The sequence below is a fragment of the Rhodococcus sp. JVH1 genome (assembly GCF_000280725.2).
GTDB lineage: Bacteria > Actinomycetota > Actinomycetes > Mycobacteriales > Mycobacteriaceae > Rhodococcus_F > Rhodococcus_F jostii_A.
On sequence record NZ_CP166290.1, the window covers coordinates 62,959 to 87,579 of the forward strand.

The 24,621-nt window shown below is 63.3% G+C and carries 15 protein-coding genes and 4 pseudogenes; 11 read left to right on the forward strand and 8 right to left on the reverse strand.

Annotated features, from left to right (window positions below; all coding sequences use genetic code 11):
• The first annotated feature begins 1,440 nt into the window (after positions 1-1,440).
• From JVH1_RS37890 to JVH1_RS37905, 4 genes are all read left to right on the forward strand, one after another.
• On the forward strand, positions 1,441-1,908 hold the full coding sequence (locus tag JVH1_RS37890; protein WP_009473022.1) for a hypothetical protein: 468 nt from the start codon (positions 1,441-1,443) through the stop codon (positions 1,906-1,908).
• Between the two features lie 28 nt (positions 1,909-1,936).
• Positions 1,937-2,455, forward strand: coding sequence for a Dps family protein (locus tag JVH1_RS37895; RefSeq protein WP_009473023.1), 519 nt, complete (start codon positions 1,937-1,939; stop codon positions 2,453-2,455).
• A 120-nt stretch (positions 2,456-2,575) separates the two neighbouring features.
• Entirely contained in the window at positions 2,576-2,944 is a 369-nt protein-coding gene (locus tag JVH1_RS37900) for a flavin reductase family protein (protein ID WP_009473024.1), read from the forward strand.
• Positions 2,945-3,859: 915 nt separating this feature from the next.
• Complete coding sequence (locus JVH1_RS37905; protein WP_009473026.1) at positions 3,860-4,486, forward strand: flavodoxin family protein; 627 nt, start codon at positions 3,860-3,862, stop codon at positions 4,484-4,486.
• Positions 4,487-4,534: 48 nt separating this feature from the next.
• On the opposite strand, the gene JVH1_RS37910 is transcribed toward JVH1_RS37905, so the two are convergent.
• Positions 4,535-6,000 (reverse strand): IS3 family transposase gene (locus JVH1_RS37910; protein WP_371112988.1). Its coding sequence is split into 2 segments (ribosomal slippage): positions 4,535-5,631 and positions 5,631-6,000, totalling 1,467 coding nucleotides; the frame shifts between segments, so codons are not numbered across the junction.
• A 1,402-nt stretch (positions 6,001-7,402) separates the two neighbouring features.
• On the opposite strand from JVH1_RS37910, the gene JVH1_RS37915 reads away from it, so the two are divergent.
• The 4 genes from JVH1_RS37915 (at position 7,403) to JVH1_RS37930 (ending at position 10,755) form a co-directional block, all read left to right on the forward strand.
• Complete coding sequence (locus JVH1_RS37915) at positions 7,403-7,960, forward strand: helix-turn-helix domain-containing protein (protein WP_009478385.1); 558 nt, start codon at positions 7,403-7,405, stop codon at positions 7,958-7,960.
• On the forward strand, positions 7,957-8,793 hold the full coding sequence (locus tag JVH1_RS37920; RefSeq protein WP_009478386.1) for an SRPBCC family protein: 837 nt from the start codon (positions 7,957-7,959) through the stop codon (positions 8,791-8,793). Before JVH1_RS37915 ends, JVH1_RS37920 begins: the two co-directional genes overlap by 4 nt.
• A 126-nt stretch (positions 8,794-8,919) precedes the next feature.
• The gene (locus JVH1_RS37925) at positions 8,920-9,267 is read left to right on the forward strand and encodes a DUF1801 domain-containing protein (protein WP_009478387.1); all 348 of its coding nucleotides are present in this window, start codon (positions 8,920-8,922) and stop codon (positions 9,265-9,267) included.
• 621 nt (positions 9,268-9,888) lie between these two features.
• Positions 9,889-10,755: an aldo/keto reductase gene (locus JVH1_RS37930; protein WP_009478388.1), complete on the forward strand. Its 867-nt coding sequence runs from the start codon at positions 9,889-9,891 to the stop codon at positions 10,753-10,755.
• 24 nt (positions 10,756-10,779) lie between these two features.
• On the opposite strand, the pseudogene JVH1_RS37935 reads toward JVH1_RS37930, so the two are convergent.
• Positions 10,780-11,172, reverse strand: a pseudogene (locus JVH1_RS37935) (hypothetical protein); the annotation flags it as partial.
• A 692-nt stretch (positions 11,173-11,864) separates the two neighbouring features.
• Between JVH1_RS37935 and JVH1_RS37940 the strand changes: the two are divergent.
• The gene (locus tag JVH1_RS37940) at positions 11,865-12,737 is read left to right on the forward strand and encodes a universal stress protein (protein ID WP_043781286.1); all 873 of its coding nucleotides are present in this window, start codon (positions 11,865-11,867) and stop codon (positions 12,735-12,737) included.
• A 41-nt stretch (positions 12,738-12,778) separates the two neighbouring features.
• On the opposite strand, the pseudogene JVH1_RS37945 reads toward JVH1_RS37940, so the two are convergent.
• Positions 12,779-12,984: pseudogene (locus tag JVH1_RS37945) on the reverse strand (potassium-transporting ATPase subunit C); the annotation flags it as partial.
• A gap of 29 nt (positions 12,985-13,013) precedes the next feature.
• Here JVH1_RS37945 and JVH1_RS37950 point away from each other — a divergent pair.
• Positions 13,014-13,928, forward strand: a complete 915-nt coding sequence (locus JVH1_RS37950; RefSeq protein WP_272943939.1) for a DUF4118 domain-containing protein — start codon at positions 13,014-13,016, stop codon at positions 13,926-13,928.
• Positions 13,929-14,012: 84 nt separating this feature from the next.
• Here the strand turns inward: JVH1_RS37950 and JVH1_RS37955 are convergent, their stop codons facing one another.
• A complete protein-coding gene (locus JVH1_RS37955; RefSeq protein WP_237735261.1) occupies positions 14,013-14,948 on the reverse strand; it encodes a hypothetical protein in 936 nt (311 codons plus the stop codon).
• Positions 14,949-16,864: 1,916 nt separating this feature from the next.
• On the opposite strand from JVH1_RS37955, the pseudogene JVH1_RS37960 reads away from it, so the two are divergent.
• Positions 16,865-17,859: pseudogene (locus tag JVH1_RS37960) on the forward strand (IS3 family transposase); the annotation flags it as partial.
• A gap of 269 nt (positions 17,860-18,128) precedes the next feature.
• Here the strand turns inward: JVH1_RS37960 and JVH1_RS37965 are convergent.
• The 4 genes and pseudogenes from JVH1_RS37965 to JVH1_RS37980 all read right to left on the reverse strand — a co-directional run bounded on the left by JVH1_RS37965 (position 18,129) and on the right by JVH1_RS37980 (position 24,592).
• A pseudogene (locus JVH1_RS37965) lies at positions 18,129-19,210 on the reverse strand (aldo/keto reductase).
• Between the two features lie 719 nt (positions 19,211-19,929).
• The gene (locus JVH1_RS37970) at positions 19,930-20,349 is read right to left on the reverse strand and encodes a DoxX family protein (protein WP_009478402.1); all 420 of its coding nucleotides are present in this window, start codon (positions 20,347-20,349) and stop codon (positions 19,930-19,932) included.
• Positions 20,350-21,349: 1,000 nt separating this feature from the next.
• The gene (locus JVH1_RS37975) at positions 21,350-22,963 is read right to left on the reverse strand and encodes a carboxylesterase/lipase family protein (RefSeq protein WP_009478403.1); all 1,614 of its coding nucleotides are present in this window, start codon (positions 22,961-22,963) and stop codon (positions 21,350-21,352) included.
• 324 nt (positions 22,964-23,287) lie between these two features.
• Positions 23,288-24,592: an MFS transporter gene (locus tag JVH1_RS37980; RefSeq protein ID WP_009478404.1), complete on the reverse strand. Its 1,305-nt coding sequence runs from the start codon at positions 24,590-24,592 to the stop codon at positions 23,288-23,290.
• Positions 24,593-24,621: the final 29 nt, after the last annotated feature.

Sequence of the window (24,621 nt, forward strand, 5' to 3'; positions counted from 1 at the left end):
CATTCAAACGACGGCTACAGGAACCGACCACCTCTTCGATCGCACTGATACAGCGACCGAACTGGTCGGACTGCCGGGGCGGGCGCGCTGCCGGCCGGTCCCCGGACATCGGGACTGGACTTCGTCACGCGCAGGACATCATGAATATCCGAACAACGACAAGTCCGGTCTGTCATCGCGGCTGCGCAGTAGTGGCCGCATCCGGGTGACGATGTTTCCGCTTCCGCTCCCACCCGAGGAGTCAGCCAAATCAGGGCAATTGGGGGCTCGAAGCTCGAAACGGATCGTCCTGTCACAAGCGGCGCGGCTGTTCAGTCATAGCTGATAACACCGGCCCAGACCGGTGACAGGGACAGGAGGGTTTCACCATCGCGATTGTCGACATCGTCTGCCGGGCACCGTGTTTCGGCAAGGACAGGACGCCGTCACGGCGTACCTCGCCACCGGTGTCAACCCGATCTGGAAGCTCCACCAGCGCCAGGCGAGGGCGCGCGAAGTAGCTAACCTGCCGAGGCCCTCGCACGTCGATTGCGGTACACCTCGGTGCTCATGTGGCGGCTCTCGTTGGTCGGCGGGGCAGTCTCTCTGGCAGGTGGCTGGGGATCACGGAGGGTATAGAACCTTTGCTCAGTTCCGGGTCCATCCGCGACGAGTGTCACCTCGAAACGCGAACCACATGACTTCCCTCATCGAATCCACTGACCTCGCAAACACCGCCGAACCGAAACATTCACGTCCACTGCCCGTCTCGGCACTCAACGCCCAAACCAACACAGAAATGAGTTCAACCATGAAGAACCTTGTTCGTCGTGCACTAATCGCGGTCGCGGCCATCACTGTCATCGGAGGGGTCGGCGACAGCGCGGCGGCGGCAGATCCTGCGGACGCTCTCGCCAGTCAGTCATTCGTCCACCAGTCGTCGATCCACAACTCGTTCCCTCATCATCCTCACCATCCCATCGCTCCTCACCGACTCGGCCCCAACCCATTCAGCCCCAACCCATTCGGTCACGACCGGGGAGGCCCAACAGAACGTCACAGGTTCAGCCCCTTCCCGTGGGGTCTCTGTCCCAACCTCACTCCCCAAAGTTATTGTCTCCCTGTATCCCCGTAGGGCCAGCAATCTATCCGACGAGAATCTGACGCCGCCACCCACCACAATTCCGGCCTGCACAGGGCCGGCACTTCCGAAAGGGCCTGCCTTCGTACGGACCTTGCCGCACCTCTGTCGGCGACGCCGCAACACAGGGACTCGCGCCGTTAGCAGCACCCACCACGGGTGGCCGCAGAGCAGACCGCCAGAACCGGGCTACCGCATAGACGACCACGACGACCACATCTCGCCCGGCCGTCATCTCGACGGCACGGCTCTTCCGTATTCCGCGACGGAACCCAACACCGACAACATCAACACCCCTCCACATATCAAAGGCGAACCCCATGACCACGATTCACCTTCACCAGACCACCACCGCCACGCCCGCACAGATCCTCGCAGCCCTCACCGACTTCGGACCAGGCCGCTCGACTATCTTCCCCAACAGCACCGACGAATACCTCCGCGTGCACAGCCAAGGACCCGATCACGTCGACATCACCGAAGGCTCGCGCGGCATCTGGGAACGCTTACATTACAACTGGTCCGACCCTCACCGAATTCTAATGACTACCACCGATTCCAACCTATGGGGCGGGAACTCAGGCCACACCTACACCCTCACCCGCAAACCCAACGGGACGACCGACGTGGACGCCATCGTGGTACGCGAGGGCAAGAACATCAAAGGACGCCTCCTCGAGATCGTGCTCGGTGCCGGCGGCAGACGCGTCCTGGCAAAGCAATTCGGACAAGCCATAAAGGCCATCGAGGCCCGCCACCAAGACGCGAGCGCGGTCGACCCCTCGTAGACGGGGAGCGCAGACGAAAGGACATGTCATGACTACTTCACGCCGTCGGTCCGAGGACGTGCGGGAGTTCAAAGCCCCGCGCAGTCTGCCGCAGAATCTGCAGAAGGTCCTGGTTGATCTCATCGAACTTCAACTACAAAGCAAACAAGCCCACTGGAATCTGGTCGGCACCAACTTTCGCGACCTGCACCTGCAACTCGACGAAATTGTCGATACTGCCCGCGACGCCAGCGACACGATCGCTGAACGCATGCGCGCCCTCGACGCGGTACCCGACGGACGATCCGACACCATCGCGGCGTCCACGACTCTGCCCGCCATCCCTCCCACCGAGCTGAGCACCACCAATGCGGTCGACCACGTAGGCACCCGTGTCGATGCCGTAGTCGACACCATCCGCTCCGTTCACGACGAGGTCGACGCTACCGACCCCACCAGCGCCGACCTCCTGCACCGCATAATCAACGATCTGGAAAAGGCTGCCTGGATGCTCAAGTCCGAGAACCACACACCATGGCGACGAGCGTGGACGGACACGGAACTCTGAGGACGAGCGTCGGGGAGCAATCACGATCACGAGTTCTTGCAGCCTCACGGCCCGTGGCGCACCGACGAGGGCGTGGTCACCTTCGAAGCGCGCTACCACAGCTCCAAGTAGGGAAATCTCATGGCACTGACCACATTCGAAGCACCCACCCCAACGGCGATGCGACGCTGCATGGGCCGCCTGATCGCCGGTGTCTGTGTCGTCACCGCCGACGACGCCGAGAGCGGATCGTGCGGAATGACCATCAGCTCGATGACGTCGATCAGCCTCGATCCCGCCATCCTCCTGGTGTCCTTAACACATGGATCGCGCACCACCGACACAGTGGACAAGGCGGGACGATTCGCGGTCTCCATCCTGAGCGCACGCCAGGAAGCGATCGCCCGACGATTCGCCACCCGCGGTGGCGCACGCTTCGAAGGACTCGACTGCGATACCGGCGACAACGGTCTTCCGCTGATCAAGGACGCTGGCGCAGATCGAATGTGATGTGCACAGCGCCCACGACATCGGCGACCATCGCGCCGTCTACGGCAGCCAACCTGCGGTGCCGAGAAGGAACCGGACTGGTCTTCTATTCCGGCCGTTTCGGCGACTTCCACGACTTCGGACACGACCAAGTTCCATGGCTGTTCTGAGAGTTCGGTCCGTGGTGGGCGGAGAACGCCACCGCACACTACGGTTCTCCGCACCACGCCGGCGGCGATACACCGCCCAGATGCACCGAGCGTTGGACGCAGTCAGCGCAAAGAGGAACTGGATCTGCGGCTACCCCGGAGCGTGTGCCCTCCTCGGACACCGTATTTCCTGTCGACGACTGCGTGCTCCGCCGATTGCCGGCTCAACTGACCTCCGATGTAGACCCGTGTAGGGATCCGAGTTCGAGTGTGACAGTGCCTACCAAATCGCATGCAGCAATGCTGACGCGTACGGGGCTCGCTTTCGTCCTGCGGTCAAAGATTGCCCGAACGAGCGCGGTAACAACGAGAACGCCGTCCTGTCCCGAGTGGGACTGGTCCGACCCGACCGCTATCCCAGGTCCTCCGATCAAGCCGTACCTGCTGAAAACCTCCGCTGCCGACATTCGCGCTTGCTTGCACGCCAGCGATCGGTGAAACCCTCACCTCAACCACGAAGGAGACGCGACATGAGCGATCTGCTAGAGCAAGTCCTGGAAGTGCACTACGAACCGGACAACCGGGCCAAAGTTTCGCAGGTGCAGGCCAAACTGTTCCTCGGGGCCCGTTCTGGGGTTGGGAGGCGCTGACCAGAGAGGTACGAGGGGCGCGACGACCCGCGCCCGAGCTTCACGGCGTACGAGAACGTACGAAACACGTCGGGACGCCATCCAGGTCGCCTACTTCACCAGACTCGCCACCCAACTAGATTTGAGGAGTACTCCCCATGACTGAGACCACCCACCGCCCCCTGATCGCCGTTGCGTTCTACTCCGGCTACGGACACACCGCCGTCCTGGCCGAAGCAGTCCAGCGCGGCGCCGAGAAGGCCGGAGCCGAGGTAGCCTACATCCCGGTAGACACCATCACCGACGAACAGTGGCAGCAGCTCGACGCCGCCGACGCCATCATCTTCGGCTCCCCCACCTATTACGGTGGCGCCTCCGCCGGCTTCCACGCCTTCGCCGAAGGCACCGGCCACCGCTACGTCGACCACACATGGGCCGACAAGATCGCCGCCGGTTTCACTAACTCCGGCTCCAAGAGCGGCGACAAGCTCTACACCCTCAACTTCATGACCGCTCTCGCCGCTCAGCACCACATGATCTGGGTCGGCCTCGGCCTCGCCCCCGGCTGGAACGCCCTCACCGCCTCCGAAGACGACCTCAACCGCCTCGGCTTCTGGATCGGCGCCGGCGCCCAAACCCCCGTCGACGGCGGCACCGACGCCGTCCACCCCGCCGACATCGCAACCGCCGAACACCTCGGCGCGCGCGTCACCCACCACGCGCACATCCACACCGCCGGCAAGAACGTCCTCGCCACCAACGAGAACATCCTCGCCGCCATGTAAGCGATACGGCAAGCCGGAACTTGTCAAGGTGTTTGAGTCCAACAGGTGTTACGCGGCGAGCTGATCCGCGTCGGGTTCGGCCTCCTCGGACTCGGCGACGGGCTGGTTGATCCAGGCGTCGGTCGGCAGGTCGAGGATCTTCGGGGTACCGGTCGTGCCGAACCGCTCGGGATGCGCGAGCCGGGCCGCAGCGAGCACCGCAGAGCGTTCGTCGGCCTTGTGCGCGGCCAGTCCGAAGTGCAGGTCGGCGGGGGTGTGCAGGCCTATGCCGGTATGGCGATGTTCGTGGTTGTACCAATGGACGAACGAGTCCATGAACTCTCGTGCGTCGTGGATGGACCCGAACCGCTCCGGGAATGCCGGGCCGTACTTGAGGGTCTTGAACAGTGACTCTGAATAGGGGTTGTCGTTGGATACTCGCGGCCGAGAATGCGAGCGGGTGACCTCGAGATCGGCGAGCAGGGTGGCGACGGTCTTGCTGGTCATCGAGGTTCCCCGGTCGGCGTGCACGACGTTCGGTATTCCGTGCACAGCAAAGGTTTCGGTCATCATCTCGGCAGCGAGGAGCCCCGACTCGTGGGTCTGGACGTGGGCGCCGACGATGTAGCGGGAGAAGATGTCGATCATCACGTACGCGTCGAAATACGTGCCCTTGACTGGGCCTGGAAGTTTAGTGATGTCCCACGAGTACACCTCCCGCGGTGCGGTCGCCACCAGTTCCGGACAGGCCCGGGCGGGGTGGCGGGCCTGCCGTCGACGGTCGGTGACCTGCGCGTTTTCGCGCAGTATCCGATACATCGTCGAGACCGAGCACAGGTAGATGCCCTCGTCGAGGAGTTGGGCATAGACCTCGGCCGGGGCTCGGTCGACGAACCGGTCACTGTCGAGAACGTCGAGGACAGTCCGGCGTTCGGCGTCGGTGAGCTTGTTCTCCGGGGTGCGCGTGACTGCGGCGGCGGTCGGATCCGGTGCCGCGGGCCGGGTCTTGTCTCGTGCTGCGGTGGATCGAATGATTCCCGTCAGTTGGGTTGCATCCCTTGTTGTTACACCGGAATCGGTGAGTTCGTGATGGGTGCGCATCAACGTTTCTTGCGCTGCTCGTCCGCATCCGCGCTCTCGGAGAGTTGCTCCAAGAGCGAATGTGCTTTTCCCATGATTTCCAGTGCAGTCTCGGTGGTGGCCAGTCGCTTGTTTGCTCTCTCCAACTCGCGTTTGAGGCGTGCGATCTCGGCCTGCTCGGTGGTGAGTTTGCCGATCTTGTCGCCGGGCTTCTTGCCGTCGAGGACGCCGGCATCGCGTTGTTTGCGCCACTCGCTGATCAGGGACGAGTACAGGCCTTCGCGGCGCAGGTACGCGCCTCCGCCGTTGCTCTCGCAGGCCTGTTCATAGGCGGTCAGGTGGGCGAGCTTGTCGGCGGCGCTGAAGGCGCGTCGTCGCTGCGGGCCGTCGGCGCGTGGGTGCGAGGGGTCCATCCGGACATTGTCCTCGACCAGAACCGTGGGAGAAATCGTCATCGCGGGTTGATCCGTATCTCGCCCTGCAGGCGGGTTTGCTGTGAACCACTGGACTCAACTCACCCTGACACCCAGGGAGCCCACAAACCTGCGCCCCGGGGGCAATGTCACCCACCACTGGAAGGTCCGTGCCGGGCCTGTGAGCGGGGCCGCATGCCCGGCACCCTTTACACACCAAGCCAAGGACCGAAATGACAATAGTCAAGAAGCAGAAGTACAACGCTCCTGCCGCCACGGTATGGGACCTCGTCGGCGACTTCAGACCTGGATGCCTGGTATCGCCAGCGTCGTCCGGAACGACGTCCAGAAGACCCGCACCATAACGACGCACAGCCCATGGGGTGGTCAGATGCCAGCACAGTAGGCAAACAAGGCCTACACCACAAGCTCCAACGGCACCAGTCACCACCATCACCCGAGGCGGCGAGGATGGAGCCTGCACCAGATCGTTGTGCCTCCCGATGCCAGGTCGCTGAGCGGTCAGAATGAGTGAGGGACGGGCACCGGTCTGCTGGACACAGCCGGGCTTTGTCCCGCGCCGCAGTGCAACGTGCGATTCCCGTCAGAGGGCTTGCAGCCCTCGGTTGGTCGCGTCGAGGGCGATACTGTCGCGCCCCACCCAGTTGACTCGGTGCAGCTTCGACAGGGGTACCTCGCCCCCGTGCTGGCAGTGCTACGAACCTAATCTTGCGGTTGGTGACTACGAGTTGCCCCGGCGTGGGTTGTGGGCCGGACTTCAAATACCTCGTGGCCGGTGCCAGCAGGTAGCACTGCTCATCGAGCGGACTGTGGGCAGCTGACCCGACCGGATGCCGGTCAGCATGTGCTGACGGGCCAGTTCGGCGTCGAGTGCGGCGACGTCACCCCCGGCAAGACCAAGGATCTGGGTGGCACGACGAAATGTCCCGAGTCCGTCGTCGGTGACGACGCCCGTCGCTGTGCGCGAACGCCGCGTACCCGCGTAACTATTCGATCGCGTCGGGATTGATCTTCGCGAGCGCATCTTCCCGAGAGACATGCGCCCCGTCCAGCCATGTGTGTGGAGGTCGGTCCACTCCTGCGCCACGTCACCGACGGACTGGCACAGCACGCAGTGAGCGCACCCGGATACCTCATGCCCACCAGATGTGTGCACCACCCTCCACGGACTCGACGCCCTGACACGACACGACGCTCACGACGTCGCCACGGAAGCCACCGCCCCACCACGTCGACCGAATCGGAAGACCCGGAAGCCGGAGTCCACGGGCCCACTTCCACCGGCCACCCGACTGGAGTGACGAGACCTCGGGGGGCGGCCCCCTGTCGTCCAGGATCGCCGAATATCGCCCGTCGAGATCCGATGCCACGGCGCGTTACCCACCCCCTTCACAAAAACATATTTTTATGTAAAAGTACTTTTGTGAAGGAAGTTGTCTACCTGGAGAGGCTCGAGCAGGCCGAGGCGCTGCTCAAGCCGCAGCGGATCGAGATTCTCCGCGCGCTCGCCGATCCGGCCACCTGCACCGAGGTGGCCGCCAGGCTGGATCAGTCGCCGCAGCGCATCTACTACCACGTCAAACGATTGGTGGAGAACGGGATCGTGCGTCAGATCGCCGAACGCAAGGTACGCAACATCCACGAGAGCATCTATCAGGCGGTGGCGCGCTCGTACTGGCTCTCACCGCAGCTGGTGGGCCGGATCGGAGCACGACCGTCGAGCGATGCCATGAGCCTGGGGCACCTGCTCGACCTGACCGAGGAAGTCCAGAAGGACGTCGCGGCGATCGATCTGGCGAAGACGGACCTGCCCTCCATCGGAATCGCCGGGCAGATCCGCATCCGCCCGGATCTGCGCCCCACCTTCCTCACCGAACTCCAGGAAGCATTGCAAGCCGTGTTCACCAAATACGGTGGCAGCGAAGGTGATCCCTTCAAACTCGTCGTCGCCTGCTACCCCTTCGGAAAGGATCACTCATGACCGAACCGCTCATCCTCAAAGTCCGCACGACGGCCACAGCTGACCAGGTGTATGCCGCCCTCACCGAGGAGAAATCCCTCACGACATGGTTGGCCGAATACGCCACCGTTGAGCTACCCGAGCGCTACGAGTTCTGGGGAGCGTCCGTCCCCGAAGGGGACGCACCTCACCAGCAACTCGTCACTGCAGACGAGTCCTCCCTGGCGTTCACCTGGCTCCTGGACGGCGAGGAGACCTCGACCGAGATCGCCATCGCCGTCGAGAACGACGAAACGACCATCACGCTGACACAGAGTCACTTCGACTTCAACGACGTCATCACCGGCGCCAGCATCCGCGGCGTCCTGCAAACGTTCTGGTCGCTCGCCCTCGCCAACCTCGTGGACTCCCTCGAAGGTCGCACGATCACCGCGAGAGGCGATTTCACCAGCAGCACCCTCAGCGCCACCGTCGAGATCGACGCCGCCGTCGACGCTGTGTACGACTCCCTCATCTCCTCGGAGAAGGTGACCGAATGGTTCGGATACCCCATCGAAATCGAGCCTCACGTCGACGGCCGATTCGCCATGGGCGGCATCGAAAATAACCCCCATCCCGCCATCATCGTCGACCTCGTCCCCAACGAACGCGTCAGCATCGACTGGGGCCCCGGCGGAATCGGCACCTGGGAATTGGAAGGCTCCGAAGGTAGGACCCGACTCACCCTCGTCTCCAGCGGGTTCGATACCAACAATCCCCCCTACGCGGGATGGCTGGGCAACCTCGCCGGACTCGCCGAACTCCGCCGATATCACGAGATTACCGACTGGAAGCCCATTACCGTCGCCGCATGACCGACCACCCGACTGGCTCGGTCCAGCCCCTGCACGCGATCCGTGAGCGAGGTCGTCAAGGGTGCAGCACGTCCCACCTGCCGAACACATCCGAATAGTCAGTGGAAAGTCCACGAGAGGGAAACCATGAACAGCGACGTCACCGAATACATCAGCAAGGTTGAGCCGTGGCAGGCGGAGATTTGCGAGAAGCTGCGCCACATGGTCCATGAAACCGTTCCCGACGTCGAGGAACGCCTGCAATACGGCAAGCCTCACTACCTCAAGAACGGGCAGCACGCCGCGGTCATCGCCGTCGCCAAGGACAAGGTGAACTTCATGGTGTTCAACGCGACCGACATCCCAGAGGTGAAAGGCTTCATCCGGGCGATGGGCAACGGCGAACGCAAAGCCGCCAGCCTCACCGAAGGACAAGGAATCGACTACCCACTGCTCGCCGACATCCTCGTGAAAACCACCGCGTCACTGCACTGACACCGGCGAACCGCTCCGATCGCGGCGGTGCCGCACCGATCACCGACCAACCCGGGCATGCCCTCTCGTATCGTCGGCCGGTGGCAGGTGTCGTTCTCCGTCGACACCACTCCGCCCGCCAGGGCACTCCCACCCACCCACCACCGTGACCGCCTCCCCGCCATGACGCTGACCTGCGAATTCGCTCCCCCAAACACTGCGTGCAGGGAGGTACCCCCAGCGAGGTGATGCCACGGGAATCGACGAGTTTCTCCATCCGCCGGGTTGACACGCCGAGACAGGTTCGCCCACTGACGGTTGCCCGTCATCGTGGCCAGCGCCCGTCTTGTTACCGGTTGGCTGCAATCGAGGGTGCCGGCTAGTAGCCATACGCAGATTGATACTAGCCACGACGCCATCCAGCCTGCCTATCGCGACACTGGGAGACGTCCAGAAAGAAGAAACGGTTCACCGCGTCAAACCCCGGTACTTACTGCTGGGCGGACCGAGTGCACGCCGAATCAACAGGTTGCACAACGAGTGCGCATCGAGACTCTCCGGGTTGCCCGATGGGATTGCGTGACGGACTCATGCGGGCGGTGATGTGAGTTGTGATTCTTGTTCATTTACGAAGGAGTAGATATGACAGCGACCGCAGTTTCCGCCGCCCTATCGGGAACGTTCTCGATCGGCGGCACCACACCCGTCGTCCGGCTCGGGTACGGCACAATGCAACTCACCGGCGAGGGCGTCTGGGGTGATCCAAAGGACCCCGACGAGGCGGTTCGCGTTCTGCAGCGCGCGGTAGAGCGCGGGGTGACGTTCTTCGACACTGCCGATTCCTACGGGCCGGTGGTTGCCGAACAACTGCTGAAAAAGGCGCTCCACCCGTACGCGGACGACATCGTGATTGCCACCAAGGCAGGCCTCACGCGGTCCGGTCCCGGTGACTGGCGCCCGGTGGGGCGCCCCGAATACCTGCGCCAGCAGGCCGAGCTGAGTCTGCGAAATCTGGGCCTCGAGCAGATTCCGCTGTTTCAGCTACACCGCATCGACCCCCAGGTGCCGCTGGCCGATCAGGTCGGCGAACTGGCGCTGCTGCAGCAAGAAGGCAAGATCAAACACATTGGCCTCAGCGAGGTCGGCGTCGACGACGTGAAAGCGGCCGGCGAGTTCGCGCCTATCGATTCCGTTCAAAACCTTTACAACCTCGCGCATCGCGATGCCGAAGAGCTGCTCAACCACGCGGAGCAGAACTCGATCGCGTTCATTCCGTGGTTTCCCCTGGCCACCGGAAGTCTTGCCGCAGAAGGGGGCCCGCTGGACACGCTTGCGAGGAAGTATCATGCATCACCGTCCCAGTTGGCCTTGGCCTGGTTGCTGCGGCGCTCGCCGGTCGTGCTGCCCATCCCTGGAACCTCGTCGGTGGCACATCTGAACGACAACATCGATGCTGTGGCGCTGTCGCTCACAGGTGAGGAAGTTGCGGAGCTCGAAGCCGCGGTCTGACGACGCGATTGCACATTGCAGGATGCGCAACTCCCCCAGCTCGATCAGCCACACCCCGTCCTCGAACGTGCCCTGGCTGTTCGAGGCCACCCGCAAAGCCACACGCGTCTTCCCGACCCCGCCGACACCAGTCAGCGTCACCAGAGGCGAGGACGACACCAGGTTCTTCACCTCGGCCAGTTCCGTGCGGCGGTCGACGAAACTTTGGTCAACTCCAGCGGAGGGCTACCCGTTCGGCGCAAACTGAGAGGTGATCGTGATGGCCAGCGCGCCTCTGACGCCCATTCTGCCGACGAAGAGCTGCTCACCGCTGCGGCGTTCGAAGGCGGCGTGACCGGTGAGCGCAGCGAAAAACGTGGCGCCGAGTCCATAGACATCTGCGGCGGGGCTCGGGGGCTTGCCGGCCACCACCTCGGGAATCTCCTGCGCGTCCTCAAAACCGGCCGCTGCCAGTTCCGCTCCGACCGAACCGGATACGTCGCGTTGCGTCGCGAATGGATCGATGTCGTTCATCGACTACATCGATTCATCCGGACCAATCCACTGCCGAAGAAAACACCGCTGCTCACCTCTCGATGATCTCCCCCCAGAATATCGCCGCCCTCGCAGCGGGCGCTTGGCTGCGGGCATCCCGAAACCACGACACCGTCGAGGTAATACAGAACTTGAGCTGGACCGAATAGGGCAATCCCGATGAAAGGACCGGGGTCGCGGGCGAAAGTTGTTGTTTCGCCCCTCCCTTCGGACGGTGTTCAGCCGCTCCCTCACGCAATAGCTCCTGGCGGACTCGGGGCTCGGCGGCTCGGCGGCGCTGCGCACCACACCGTACCGGTCGCATGGACCGGGAAGTTGCAGCTGGCAGGTACACGATGGGTGGGGCTGACCGGCAGCGCGGATGGGCATCACCGGTGACGACATCGGCCCGCCCGACTGCGATTCTGGAAGTCCCCGAAAGCGATTGCAGGAGTGCGGACATGATCCCGTCCCGACAGTCCACCGAGGTCATCACCGGCGAAGAGGCCACCGCGGCTCCCGCCTCACGGCCGAGTACGGGGTATGCGGTCGAGTCGATCGGCACGCTCTATTCGCGCGAACTCGAGGAGACCATCATGACCGCCCAACCGATCGTTGTCGGTGTCGACGGATCACAGTCGTCCCTGCAGGCCGTGTCGTGGGCCGCGCGGGAAGCCGCACTCCGGGGTGCGCCACTGACGTTGGTCACCACCATGTTCGTCCCCGGCACCTATGGTGTGCCGATCGGTGTGCCCGCCAGCCTCTTCGAGGAGGAAGAACTCGACGGCAAGAAGCGGCTCGCCCGGGCGGAAGAGACGGCCACTGCAGCCGAAGCCGGGCACACCCTCGACATCGACGTCGCGTTCTGCACGGGTACGCCGGCTGGTGAACTGATCGAGCGTTCCAAGTCTGCGCGGATGGTCGTCGTCGGCGCGAACCGGGCCGGGATCATCGAACGAGCGTTGCTGGGCTCTGTCAGTGCCGCCGTCGCCACGCACGCCCACTCTCCGGTCGCCGTTATCTGCGGGCTACCGCATACCGAGGTCAACTCCATCGAGGGACCCGTCGTCGTCGGTGTGGACGGCTCGGCGCACAGCGAACCCGCGATCTCGATGGCCTTCGAGGAGGCGGCATTGCGGCAGACCGAACTCGTTGCGGTCCACGCCTGGTCCGATGTCGATCTGTACGCTCCCTTCCCGAGCGAGAACAATAGGACGGCGATCGTCAATCGGGAAACCGCGTTGCTGTCGGAGAGCCTGGCCGGTCGCGCCGAGGAATTCCCGGACGTGAAGGTGCGGTCGGTGGTGGTCATGGACCAGCCCGTCCGCAATCTCCGCGACCACGCCGGAGATGCGCAGTTGCTGGTGGTGGGGAGTCGGGGGCGCGGCGGCTTCACCAGCCTGCTTCTGGGTTCGACCAGCAGGGCGTTGATGCATTCGGTGACCTGCCCGCTGCTGATCGTCCGCTAGCGCGCTCAGCTGCGCTGCACCCCATCGAGTGATGCGCGGGAGCATGGCTCGTTGACACTGATCACCCGGGTTGGTTTCACGACGTTTCCGCGGGTCCCGTGGACCGATCACCGACAACACCGCGCCGACACCGCCGGGGGCGCAGAACGGGCGGGAGCCGTCCACCCCCGCGACCTGTCCGACGGAGTTACTTCTGGAAGAACACCATGGTGAGCAGGATTGCCTTGAAACCCGCGTCGGCGGGCCGGGCCCCTGCGACCACGTAACATCACCGGCATCTGGGAAGCGCGCGAACGGGTCGTCGTCGGTCTGACCGGCGGCCCCGAAGGCGAAACGCTCATCCGCCGCGCTGCGCGGATCGCGGATCGGACCAAGGGCGCCGACCTGTTCGCCGTCCACATCACCCGCAGCGACGGGCTGGCCGGCGCCAGTCCCGCCCACCTGGCACGGCAGCGGGCACTGGTGGAGAGCCTCGGTGGCACGTTTCACCACGTCGTCGGTGACGACGTCCCGAACGCGCTGCTCGAGTTCGCCCGCGGCGTCAACGCAACCCAACTCGTGATCGGCGCCTCCCGGCGAGGTCGGATCGCGCAGATCTTCTCGCGCGGCGTCGGAGTGGAGGTGACAGCGCTGTCGGGCTCCATCGACGTCCACATGGTCACCCATGAAGCAACCAAACAGGGTCGGCACGCGCGCTTGTCCGCCCTGACCCGGCGACGACGGGCCGCCGGGTTCGTGATCGCCCTCGTCGAAATGCCTCCCCTGTCGATCGTGCTCGCGAATCTGCGGGCACAACTGTCGTTGCCGAGCGACATCCTGATCTTCCTGATCGGTGTCGTCGGCGTCGCATTGGCGGGAGGGCTTTGGCCTGCGTTGGTGGCTCGCGCTACTTGGCTCCGCGCTACTGAACTACTACTTCACTCCGCCGCTGTACACCTTCACCATCGCCGAAGCCCAGAAGTCCTCGCCCTGCTCGTCGACGTCCTCATCGCGATCGCCGTCAGCACTGTGGTCGACCGGGCCGCGCGCCGCACCCGCGAAGGGATCGGCGGAGAGTCCATGGAATACGGCCGCAACCCAATCCGGGCTGGACTTGGTGTGCGCGGCCGTGTGCCACGGAAACCACGCCCGCCGAGCCCGCCACGTCGCTGCCGTCACGGCTCACCAATGCGACCACGTCGCCCGCTCTAATATCATGCGAAAGAACAACTCCGGAGAACAGTGGATCGCCGGACACGCTGCGATGGTCGACGATCGAGAACGTCTCGGTCGGGCCTAGCGGGGGGCGGTTCGCGACGGCCGCGGAAACCGGTGCATTCGGGGCACCGGCAGTCCTAGACCGGGTACTGCACTCCACCAAAATGACTGGCGGCCGAGTGGGGTGGGTTCGATCGACACCGCGACCCGGCACACCGTCACCGCAGCCGCCCGTGCCGTGAGTGATTCACCGACCTCGACGGCGAGACGCGGCCGGGGAAAGCGGTTTCGGATGCACGCCTCCTCGACTGCGTCGTCGAGGGCCTCCCCAAGATCGGGCGCACCGTCGAGGTCGGTGCCACCGGTGCCGATGCCGATGCCGACATGCAACTGCGTCATTAGCACCCGATGCTGGCGGTACGCGTCGCACATCACCGCGATCGCGGTCAGCACCTGATCGCGGACCCCGTCCAGGGTCGGCGCCGTATCGCACCGTACTCCGACCAGATCGAGTGCCGGAGCAGCAACGACTCGCCCCACCGTTGCCTCCGCGCAGCGGGGAGTTTGGACGCGGACGATGGTCTGCTGCGGCGCCGGCCCAGAAGTTCGGATAGTTTCGATCGGAGCGCCTGCATCGACGACAATGCGGCCGACTCGTCCCGTCCCGAACATCCTCGCTGAGCACGAACCCGATTCAGCCGAACCGATCAGTTGAACAATTCTGTCCGGATCGACACCGTTACGCCGAGCGAGCACCCCTTCGTGATGTGAGTGCACCACCAGCGCGAGGCGCTGTCCGGCGACCCATCGCGCGACGCCACTCGGGAGCAGAGAGCTGGAACTGCAGAGGATTTCGGCGTCGCGGAACCGCCGCGACATCGTCTCACGTGCGTTGTCCAAGCTCACTTCGTCGAGCAGGTACGTCGGCGAACCGAACCGATCGGCTATCTCCTCGAGTTCGACGCCGCCGACCGTGATTCGTCCGTGATGGTAGCGGGCGGTCGCAGGCCACACCGTCGGAACCAACCGGGACGCAATCGTCCCACCAAGAGCGGCGACTCCATGTCTCGCCACGCTGTATCGCCAGTGTCATACGCCATAGACAGGAACAACGAACCCTTAACGCTTCTCTAACTGACTGACGAGAATCACTTACCCGAACCTGCCGCTCAGCATCAGCACCCGGGGCACAGCCAGTACGTAGACGTTCCGATTCGGGCCGAACACCCACCGCGGGCTCATCCCGATTCCAGCGGTCGCACTCCAGTCCATCGTGTGCTGGTGGACATATTGGCGAAGCCGTGGATGGCTCGGCTCGTCCATCATCGGGAGGCTCACCCCGCCCCAGGTCGACCAACCCACGGTGAACCGCCGTGCTCGACCACACCCGAGGTGAACCACTCCGCGACGCGCGCCCGATCAGTCCGGGACGGGTGCTGGCGATCACCAATTGTGCCGTCGGATTCTTTGCGCCTGGCTCGACCATGACTGTCCTTCCGGTTGAACCGAGGTCGAGCGACTCTTGTGAGACCGCTCGCGGAAATTGAATGGGCGGAGACCGCTCCGTGGATCACCGACGAATTCAAAGGAATGAACCAGTCGGGCCAACAGGGACGCGACGACGAACACCAGAAAGAACACCGACGACTCGGCGACGTTCGCCATACTTGACAGGAGAGTGACACCGTCGATCTGCGGGGATGTGGACATGTTCCTTCTCCTAAAATCTGGAGGCTCATTGAATTCGGTGTCTTGTGAACACGACGCCGGAAGTTCGAGGAGCGCCGGCGAAGTGGAGGCCGCCAGCCGTGCCGTGCAGCGAGAAAGGGCCGCATGGCAGGACAGCGAAGCAGCTTGTGGTGGTTGACGCACAGCGCGCCGGTCACTGGTACGTAGTTTAAAAACTCCCGACGCCCCAGTCTCCACCCCCGGCCGGGTCCGAGTCCCAACCCCCGTGATCGCCCCAACCTCCATGATGCCCCCCAGCCACCGACGCGGGCCTGGCCAAAATGTCCGGCCACGGCCGTCGGCGGAGGGGGACCACTGCCGGCTGAGCCGGGAGTGGATCGGCAGCGGCCGTCGGCGCGGCGGCGGTCGCCACCGCCGCAACGCACGCCAGCATGTAGGTCAGTTTGATTCGCATGTCAGCACTCCTTCGATGGCCCGATCTGAACACAACCCAGGATGGCGCTCCCACGCACTCGTGTCGTCACTGCTGATACCCATCACTGCCCCCCGCCACCCGGAATTCCTGATGCCTGCCAGCATGCAGCGGCCTCTGACCCGACACCTGCATCATGCTGCGCATATTCCTGGCCCCCACCCGAGCGACCGGCCATCGAAACGGGAACGCTAAATGATTCCCATCTGGTTATTCGTCACACACGACGGAGTATGGACGGATACCCGACCTAGCCGAAATGCCACCCGGGAGGACGCTCACGCGTAAATGTCTGTGTCCCCGTTCCTGCTGACAGCTCAGAGATGATGCCAACTGGATCGTCGAAGCGTCCTTCAGTGGTGACGACGAAGTATTCATCTCATTGCAGTGAAAGCTCGGTGCTGATGAACCCGCCGCGTGAGGCGCCCCTAGGACCTCGCCGAGCTGGCGGTTTCGCCAGGGAGTGCGTCCGCGGGCTGACTTGTCGCCTGCCGTGAGCGTTGGACCATCCTGACCAAATTTCTGCCACCAATCGCGCACTTCATTCTTGACAGGGATACGGGACGCCCCCGCGACGGCTGCACGACGACATTGCGGGCAGGCACAGGCGAAACGTTTAGGCAAGCCTGCGCGGTGAGATCTGACCCAGCAGGTGAGTGCCGAGCGCGTCACCGCGGTTCCACCAGAACGACACAATCACATGGTTGAGGCTGCCCCCGTGGAGTGGACACTGACAATGGTTCTAGTAGAGCCACGAGGGGATGTCGAGGTGGGACGCCAGTCTCTGTACCCCGGAGGAATTCCGGAAGGACGCGGTCGCGCTGTACCGCGCGGCCGACGGTAAACGCACCTACGCGGCAGTGGCAGCGGATCTGGGGATCAGTGGGGAGACGCTGCGGACCTGGGTCCGCAAGGCCCCCGTCCGAGGCGCACGCTCGGAGGAGCGTGTCACCCCCGGTGGTGAGACCGATGCGGAAGAGCTTGGACGGCTGCGGCCCGAGAACGCCCGGCTGCGTGGTGCGGAGAAGGAATGGCAGCTCGACCGCGAGATCCTGTGCCGGGCAGCCGGTATTTCGCGAAGGAGGTGAAGTGAAGACCCGCCGCTGGGACTTCATCTCCGCTCATCGCGCCGAGTTCTTCCATGCTGCGGCTGCGGCTGTGCCGGGTGCTGGGAGCGTCCCGCTCCGGCAGTACCGGCGCCTGGCCACCGAGCCGGCCCGAGTCGAACGCCAGGCCGAGGCGGCCGCGGCGGTTGTCGAGATCCGCGCCATCCATTCCGAGCACCGCAGCGCCTATGGCGCTCTGCGGGTGCATGCCGAACTCCGATCCCGTGGGCGCACGATCAACCACAAACGGGTGACCGACTGATGCGGATTCACCACATGGTTGGCCGGCACCTGCGCCGCACGAAGCGCACAACGGTCTCGGACAAGTCGGTCCACTGTCCCGGATCTGGTGATCAGGGACTTCACCGCCACGGCTGTCGATACCAAGCGGACATTCCCAAGCACTTCATGCAGGTACCCCCACAAACATTCCGGTGGGCAGCTCCTCTTGGATGTATTTGGCCACGGTGATCGACATCTGTTCACGACGAGTGGCGGGCTGGTCCATCGCCGACCACATGCGCACCGAATTCGTCACGGACGCGATCGAGATGGCGGTCAGCACCCGCGGCGGCGAGGTGAGCGGGGTGATTTCCCACAGCGATCGCGGATCGCAGACACCGCTGAGGCTTTCGCCGATGTCTGTCGCAGTCATGGGGCATCCCCGACCGCTTCCCCACCGCGACCTGCACCGCGGATTCGTTCGCCACAACGGCGGCTGAGTCGCCGTTGGATTCGATCAGAAGCACTTTTAGCGGCTCCAGCGTGCGACCTGCGACACGCAACAGCGCGCCTTCCGGTGCCAGGGCTGTCACCCGCGCACCCGACCCCAATGTCGGAACCGGCCCTGGTGACGAGTGCGGTCTTGTCTGCGAAATGCTGCGTCATACTGACCTCTCCAACCTTCTGTCTGTGGTGAGGTGGTGCTCAGTAGCGGTCGTTGTTGGCTTGCAGTAGTGGGGACACGATCGACGGACTGCCGTCCACGGTGGCTCCGGCGAACTGCAGCATGGGTGCCAGCATCTTGTTGTTGTCGGCAGGGAAGTTCAGCTTGGGGCTCGACACCTCGTTCAGGGTGGTGAGCTGGGCGTCGGTAAGCGTCAAGTCCAGAGCCCGCAGATTGGTCTCGAATTGGTCCATGCGGCGCGCGCCAACCAAGGTGGAGGTAATCCCGGGACGGCTACGTACCCAAGCCAGGGCCACTGCGGCGGAACTGGCGCCCATTTCACTGGCGACGTCGTTGAGGGTGTCAATCACCACGTAGTCGGCCTCGCTGGGGCCGCCGACCATTTGTGCGCGGGTGGTGTCGACCGGGCCTGTAGTGGCACTGGAGTACTTGCCTGACAAGAACCCGCTCTTCAACGGGCTCCACGGCAGCACGCCCATGCCCATGGCCTGTGCCATCGGGATGAGCTCGCCTTCCGAGGTCCGCTCGAGGAGGGAGTACTCGAGCTGCAGTGCGATGATCGGAGCCCATCCGCGGAGGCGTGCGATGGTGGCTGCCTCGGCTGTCGCCCACGCCGGGACGTCGGAGAATCCGACATAGCGGATTTTGCCAGCGGTGACCAGGTCATCCAGGGCCCGGAGGGTCTCGTCGGCCGGCGTGGTCGGTCGAAGTTATGCAGCCAGTAGATGTCGACGTAGTCGGTCCGCATACGCCGCAGTGAGTTCTCCAGCTGTTGCATGATTGCCTTACGGCTGGGTCCGCCCCCGTTGGGGTCGTTCTCGTAGAGATTGCCGAAAAACTTAGTGCCGATGACGACCCGGTCACGCTGCGCGTGCTGCCCGGCGAAGTAATCGCCGATGATCGTCTCGGAGTGGCCGTTGGTATAGATGTTGGCCGTGTCGATCGAGTTGCCGCCGCGGTCCAGGTAGGCCGCGAGAATGCTCTTGGACTCCTCTGGGCTGCTACCCCAACCGTGATCCTCGCCGAAGGTCATCGTGCCGAGCGTGAACGGACTGATTCGCAGTCCCGAGCGGCCGAGTGTGACATAGGAATCGAGCGTCATGACTGTACCCTCAGTTCTTAGATGTTCGGGACGCTGCGGAGGCGGTCTCCGCTGCTCCTCCAAGTAAAGCCCGTCGCGTCGCAATCTTCTTGGGACCTGTCGGACTGTCAGCGGTCTGGGCCGTCAGTTCGGCGGTGGTGCGGATATGCGCTCGCTAAGATGCGTATCTCGTCTTGGACGCAGTTCGATTCAGGGATGACCTGCCACAATCGCTCGACGAACCGGCGCGTTGTCATTCCGAAGCGTACAAGGATTTCCTCCTCGGTAGCGCCACCGAATGGCGCCCACATGATGGCGAAGTTGATGAGGTGCTCCCCTTCGGTGTCGGGATGGTTGGGGTCTGCGGTTGGCTTTGATCCAAGCGGTGCGACGCCTCTGGCGCCATTGGCGATACTCACGAGAGTTCATGGGAATTTTCGCATCTAGTCGGGACTGGCGGAAGCCTTGGCAAGTTTGGGCGGACCTCGCCACAGCGAGGGAAATACGTGGAGCGCCAGTCGCTCTCGCGCTCACCGTCAAGTTGCTTGTGCCACGCCGCACTAGTAATACTTTGTTGGCTCGGCGGCGATTCCGTCCTCGCCCCCTGCGTGTCGCGCGCACCTTGGCCCCCTCCCCCCGCAGCCAGCGGGGCGAGGATCACGTTCATTGCGGGTGCGGTGCTGCGCATCGCCTGATCGGCACCTCGTTGCTCACGGAGACTGGCCTCAGGTTGCCGGAGGTCAAGTTGACTTTCTCCGCGAGGGTTGGTCGACGAGCACGAAGAGCAGTCCACCGAGCATGGCAACGTTCTTGTGGAATTGGACGCGTTGCAATTTCCGGGCCGCTGTGTCCTCGATTGCCCAGAAGCTGTGGCCGGCAAGCGTGGTGGGGATTAGCGAGAGTGCCAACCCCAGCGCGGAGATCCGGGGATAGATACCGATTGCGAGGAGTGCCCCGCCGACGGTTTGTGCTGCAGCATTGCCGCGAACGATTAGTTCGTCGTCGTTGGGTATGGGGAGAACTCTTCGGGTCGCATCGAGAGTGCTGGCCGCCATCTGCACTCGCGCCCCAGGGGCGCGGACAGCATCCCAGCCGAGCATCGCGTAGGTGGATCCGGTGGCTATTCGTGCTCCGAAGCGAAGTAGCGCGAGAGTGTTCATTCGAAGGTGGACCTTTCTTGTTGGGTCGGCGCGGACCGGATATCGCCGCCGGCGCCGGATCGACTAGCTCGCAGGTCTGAGCTGGGCAAGGCGGGGTCGGTGAGCCCCTCGACTCGGCCGTATGCGCAGGGTTGCCGTCGTGACCCTGCCGTCGGCAGTCCGGAACACAATGTTCCGTGTGGTATTTTCGGCCCAGATTCCGGCGCGGGCACCTCGCCCATGGCGTGTTTGTGATTGGTGGCCGCTGCCGGTGACCCAGTTCGTCGGTTCGCGTGCCATTTGGCGAGAGAATCTTGCCAGCCGTGTGCTACAACGTAGGTGACCGTTGCTGCTACCGAACAACCGAGCCAGCACCACGGAGATGAGAGTGCCTTTGCGGCTGCCCAACTCGCCGAAGCTGCTGCCGTGAGCGCCAGGATGTGAGCCGAGACCCAGACTGGTAGCACACGGTCTGGGCTCAGTTCGCCATCATCGAATCGGTAGGTGACCATCCCGATGCTGGCGAAGACCAGTGTGGCACCGCATGAGAAGAGCAGTACACCAACCAGGTCCGGGACACCGTGGAGGCCGAGGCACAGAGCGCCAGCCGACCAGATCGCCAGCGTGTATCCGTGCGGCGTTCGGCCCGCCCGGACTATTCCGGCGAGACTACTTCGTAGACCCGACATCTACCCGCCCTTACATTCCGTGTTGACATGCGCCCATGGCTTGACTGATAACGGTCACGCTCAGGCGCAGGGTTTTTCGTGCGTCAGCCGCTGTGGGATGTGAGATCTGAGCATCGTGTGTTCGTTCCCGCGGTCAGAACTCGACCGTTTCCGTAGGTGGGTCTGTGAGCCGAGTTCTGCTACCGCTTGGTCCAACGCTCACGGGCGGATCGGTATTTAAGAAGGTTATTCCCTCTTGAGAACACAGTCGGAGGTAACCGCAGGGTCTGCCCAGGACACTCATGAAAACTCCTGGTTTTGCGTCTGTCGCCACGTGCAAATTCCTGCAAGAGTTACCCCAGAAATTTCACTTTGACTTGAGTCAACTCGTCCCAGAAGTCACAGTGGTGGGACTCGCCGAATGAGTTTACAATCGTTGGTCCCGGAAGGCTCAGCGACATGAAATTGTCGACACTACTGGCGTAGGCCGGCCATTCCGGATTTTTGCGCAATTCGGCATTGGGGTTTCCACGGTGGGCGAAGGTCGTCCAATAACTCACCATCTTCTTGGCGAGCTCTTTCTGTGAACTGTTCAGGTCATGTGGGACCCCACATCCTCCGTGGAAGGAGGGAAATATATATTGGATTTCTTGGCTGTGTGCCGAACCGTAGGGAAAGGAGACCTCGGGCCAGGAGACCGGTGAGTCCGGTACATCCCATTCGTATGCGTAAACGTCGGAGACGAATTCTCGAATGACTCGTGTGGTCCTCCGGCCTCCCATGCTGATAAAACCGCAATCTCCGATGATCGCGGCCAGCGCTCGGCTTGCGCTCGGATACTTCTCCAGCGGATAACGGATGAGGATATCGGGAATCGCTTCCGGTGGGATTTCGACTCCGAGGACAGGGCTCGAGGCGAGAGCCGCCAGAGTTGTTTCGACCGCGCTCGGATATTCTTCGTCCGAAATGACATGCCCGGTATGGAATTCGATCATCGCTTGGAACCAGGCGAACTCGTCGCGATTGATTCCATTGATCAGAGGGACATGGTTGAATCGACCTGTGGAAAACAGTTCCCGCATCGGTTCCGGAATTATCTCTCCGTCTACAACGAGGCCGATATGGAATTTTCCGACACCTAACATCTGCTGCGCCATTGCGTCCGCGGCCATGAGGTCGTGTGTGGAGAGCGCTCGCAAGTTCGCTGTCGTCTGCTCATCACACCCCGCCGCCGCAGCCAGGGCTACCCCGACATGTTCTTGGCTTTGAAGACTCTGCGCCGAAGTGATCGCTGCCCCACTGCAACTCTGAAGGATCGCGCGGTGAAACAATCCCGCAGAGGCCGGGGACGCCATGTTGGCAAGAACGCTGATCCCGCCAGCCGATTCGCCAAATATGGTGACATTCTCGGGATCACCACCGAATTTCGCGATGTTGTGCTGGACCCAGCGGAGGGCACACTGCTGATCCAGAATCCCATAATTGCCGGACGCGTGGCCTTCGGCATTGATGGCGGGGTGAGAGAAGAACCCGAAGACATTCAATCGGTAGTTGATCGAAACGAAAACTATGTCTCCGTCCAGAACGAGTGCACTCGGGTCATAGCCTGTGCTTCCGCCGCAGTACAGGCCCCCACCTGGGATCCACACCATGACCGGGAGTTGACGACCTGGTTCCGATTGCGCAGGGGTGAATACATTGAGATAGAGGCAATCTTCCGTGTCGCTGAAGTGCCCGAATCCCGGAAGGCCGGTAGTGTCCTGCGCGCAAACGGAACCGAAGGTTCTCACATCCAATGGTTCGGCCCACGGCGTCGGAGAGGCTGGGGGACGCCACCGCAGATCGCCAACTGGCGGCGCGGCATACGGGATGCCAAGGAATTGGCTCATTTCCTGCCGAAATACCCCCCTGACGGGACCGTATATCGTCTCGACAACCTCTGTGCCCGGCTCAGGCAAATCGACCATTACACGTCTCCATTCTCTTGTGGCTGCGCTTAGAATTTCACTTCCGTACCGATCGCCAGGGTGACCGCTGGTTGTCGAGGTAGGGAGAGTTGGCCGAAGTCACTTTCGCCCTTCGGCTCTCGCACACTGACGGCCTATCTTCTCTGGGCGCGATGACGAACTCGACTTCGCTGCCACGAAATCGGGCTGAGGCGGATCTGTGCGTCGGAGTGGATGCATCCCCGCATTCCGTTTCACCATCCGCGGTCGCGTTCCTGCCTGTCCTTGTCGTGTGCTTGCCCGTCCTTGAGGACGACTCGGGCGACTTCCGCGATGTGGTTGCGGTCATGCTCCGACTTCTTCGGCTGACGTCGTGTTGGTGTGGGTAGGCCGCGGTGCAGGAATCCTGATGGCAGCCACGAGCAGCGCACCGACGAGCAGGGGCACCGCGAACAGGCTGAACAGGGAGGACGGCGACCACGCGTGGTCGATCAGCACCCCGGCGAGGATCGGCGAGACGATCGCACCGAGCCGGCCGATCGCCGACGCCCATCCGATGGCAGTGGCACGAACCGATGCCGGATAGCAGTCGGGGGCGAGAGCGTAGAGTCCGGTGGCGCTGGCGTTGACGAATGCGCCGACGGCGACCGCCGCGATCAGGGCGGTGGTAAGACTGCCCAGGGCTGTGCTCATCGCCAGGAACGCGATGCTCGCGCCAGCAAGGGCGCAGATGGTCAGGACCCGACTGGTCAGCACGATCGCCAGGACACTGAAGGTCAGGGTGGCGGCGGCGCCACCGAAATTGAGCAGCATGCCGCCACTGATGCCTTGCTGGGCCGACAGACCGCTCTGCTGCAGCAGTTTCGGTGTCCAACTGGCCGCGAAGTAAAAGGCTGCCATCATGATGAAGAAGGTGATTCCAAGCAGCAAGGACCGCACACCGTTCCGGCCGGTGAAGATCGCACTCTTCATCACCTGCCCGGCCCGGGGTTCAGGTTCGGGAAGCGCGTCGATCGGGTGCAATCCCATCTTGGGCAAGGTCGCGTTGATCGTCTCGAGAGCACCCTCCGGGCGGCGCACCAGCAGGTAATCGAGGGATTCGGGCATGCGCGCGTAGACCAGTACGAGCAGCACCAGAGTGAGCAGAGCGCCGGCGACGAAGCTGGCCCGCCAGCTGAACGTGGAGGTCAGTGCCGCGGCGACGACACCGCCGACGACCCCGCCCAGCGGTAACCCAGTGGTGTAAAGAGCGATCATCGTGGCCCGACGGCGACGGGGGGAAAACTCCGCGGTCAGCACCGGCAGGCTCGCGACTAAGCCACCGATGCCGATGCCCGTCAGCAGCCGGCATACACCGAGCTGCGCGAAACTCGTGGTAAGAGCGGCAAGTGCCATCGTCAAAACGACCAACAGCAGACAGCCCAGAGTCAGGGGACGCCGGCCGGTGCGGTCGGCCAGCGGGGCAACGAACGCCGACCCCAGAGCCATACCGACCAGGGCACTGCTGAGCAGCAACCCGATCTGCGACCCACTCAGACCCCACTCCTGCGCAATTCCGGGGGCGGCGAAAGCCATTAAGAGCAGGTCGTAGCCTTCCGACAAGACGATCGCGAGGCAGATCCCCACGACCATGACCTGGTATCGGCTCATGGGGGCTTGGTCGATGGATCCTCGAATGG

What these genes read in the sequence shown, in the direction of transcription:
- JVH1_RS37890 (WP_009473022.1), top strand. Translation starts at nt 1,441, where the DNA reads ATGACCACGATTCACCTTCACCAGACCACCACCGCCACGCCCGCACAG.
- JVH1_RS37895 (WP_009473023.1), top strand. Translation starts at nt 1,937, where the DNA reads ATGACTACTTCACGCCGTCGGTCCGAGGACGTGCGGGAGTTCAAAGCC.
- JVH1_RS37900 (WP_009473024.1), top strand. Translation starts at nt 2,576, where the DNA reads ATGGCACTGACCACATTCGAAGCACCCACCCCAACGGCGATGCGACGC.
- JVH1_RS37905 (WP_009473026.1), top strand. Translation starts at nt 3,860, where the DNA reads ATGACTGAGACCACCCACCGCCCCCTGATCGCCGTTGCGTTCTACTCC.
- JVH1_RS37920 (WP_009478386.1), top strand. Translation starts at nt 7,957, where the DNA reads ATGACCGAACCGCTCATCCTCAAAGTCCGCACGACGGCCACAGCTGAC.
- JVH1_RS37925 (WP_009478387.1), top strand. Translation starts at nt 8,920, where the DNA reads ATGAACAGCGACGTCACCGAATACATCAGCAAGGTTGAGCCGTGGCAG.
- JVH1_RS37930 (WP_009478388.1), top strand. Translation starts at nt 9,889, where the DNA reads ATGACAGCGACCGCAGTTTCCGCCGCCCTATCGGGAACGTTCTCGATC.
- JVH1_RS37940 (WP_043781286.1), top strand. Translation starts at nt 11,865, where the DNA reads ATGACCGCCCAACCGATCGTTGTCGGTGTCGACGGATCACAGTCGTCC.
- JVH1_RS37970 (WP_009478402.1), bottom strand. Translation starts at nt 20,349, where the DNA reads ATGAACACTCTCGCGCTACTTCGCTTCGGAGCACGAATAGCCACCGGA.
- JVH1_RS37975 (WP_009478403.1), bottom strand. Translation starts at nt 22,963, where the DNA reads ATGGTCGATTTGCCTGAGCCGGGCACAGAGGTTGTCGAGACGATATAC.
- JVH1_RS37980 (WP_009478404.1), bottom strand. Translation starts at nt 24,592, where the DNA reads ATGAGCCGATACCAGGTCATGGTCGTGGGGATCTGCCTCGCGATCGTC.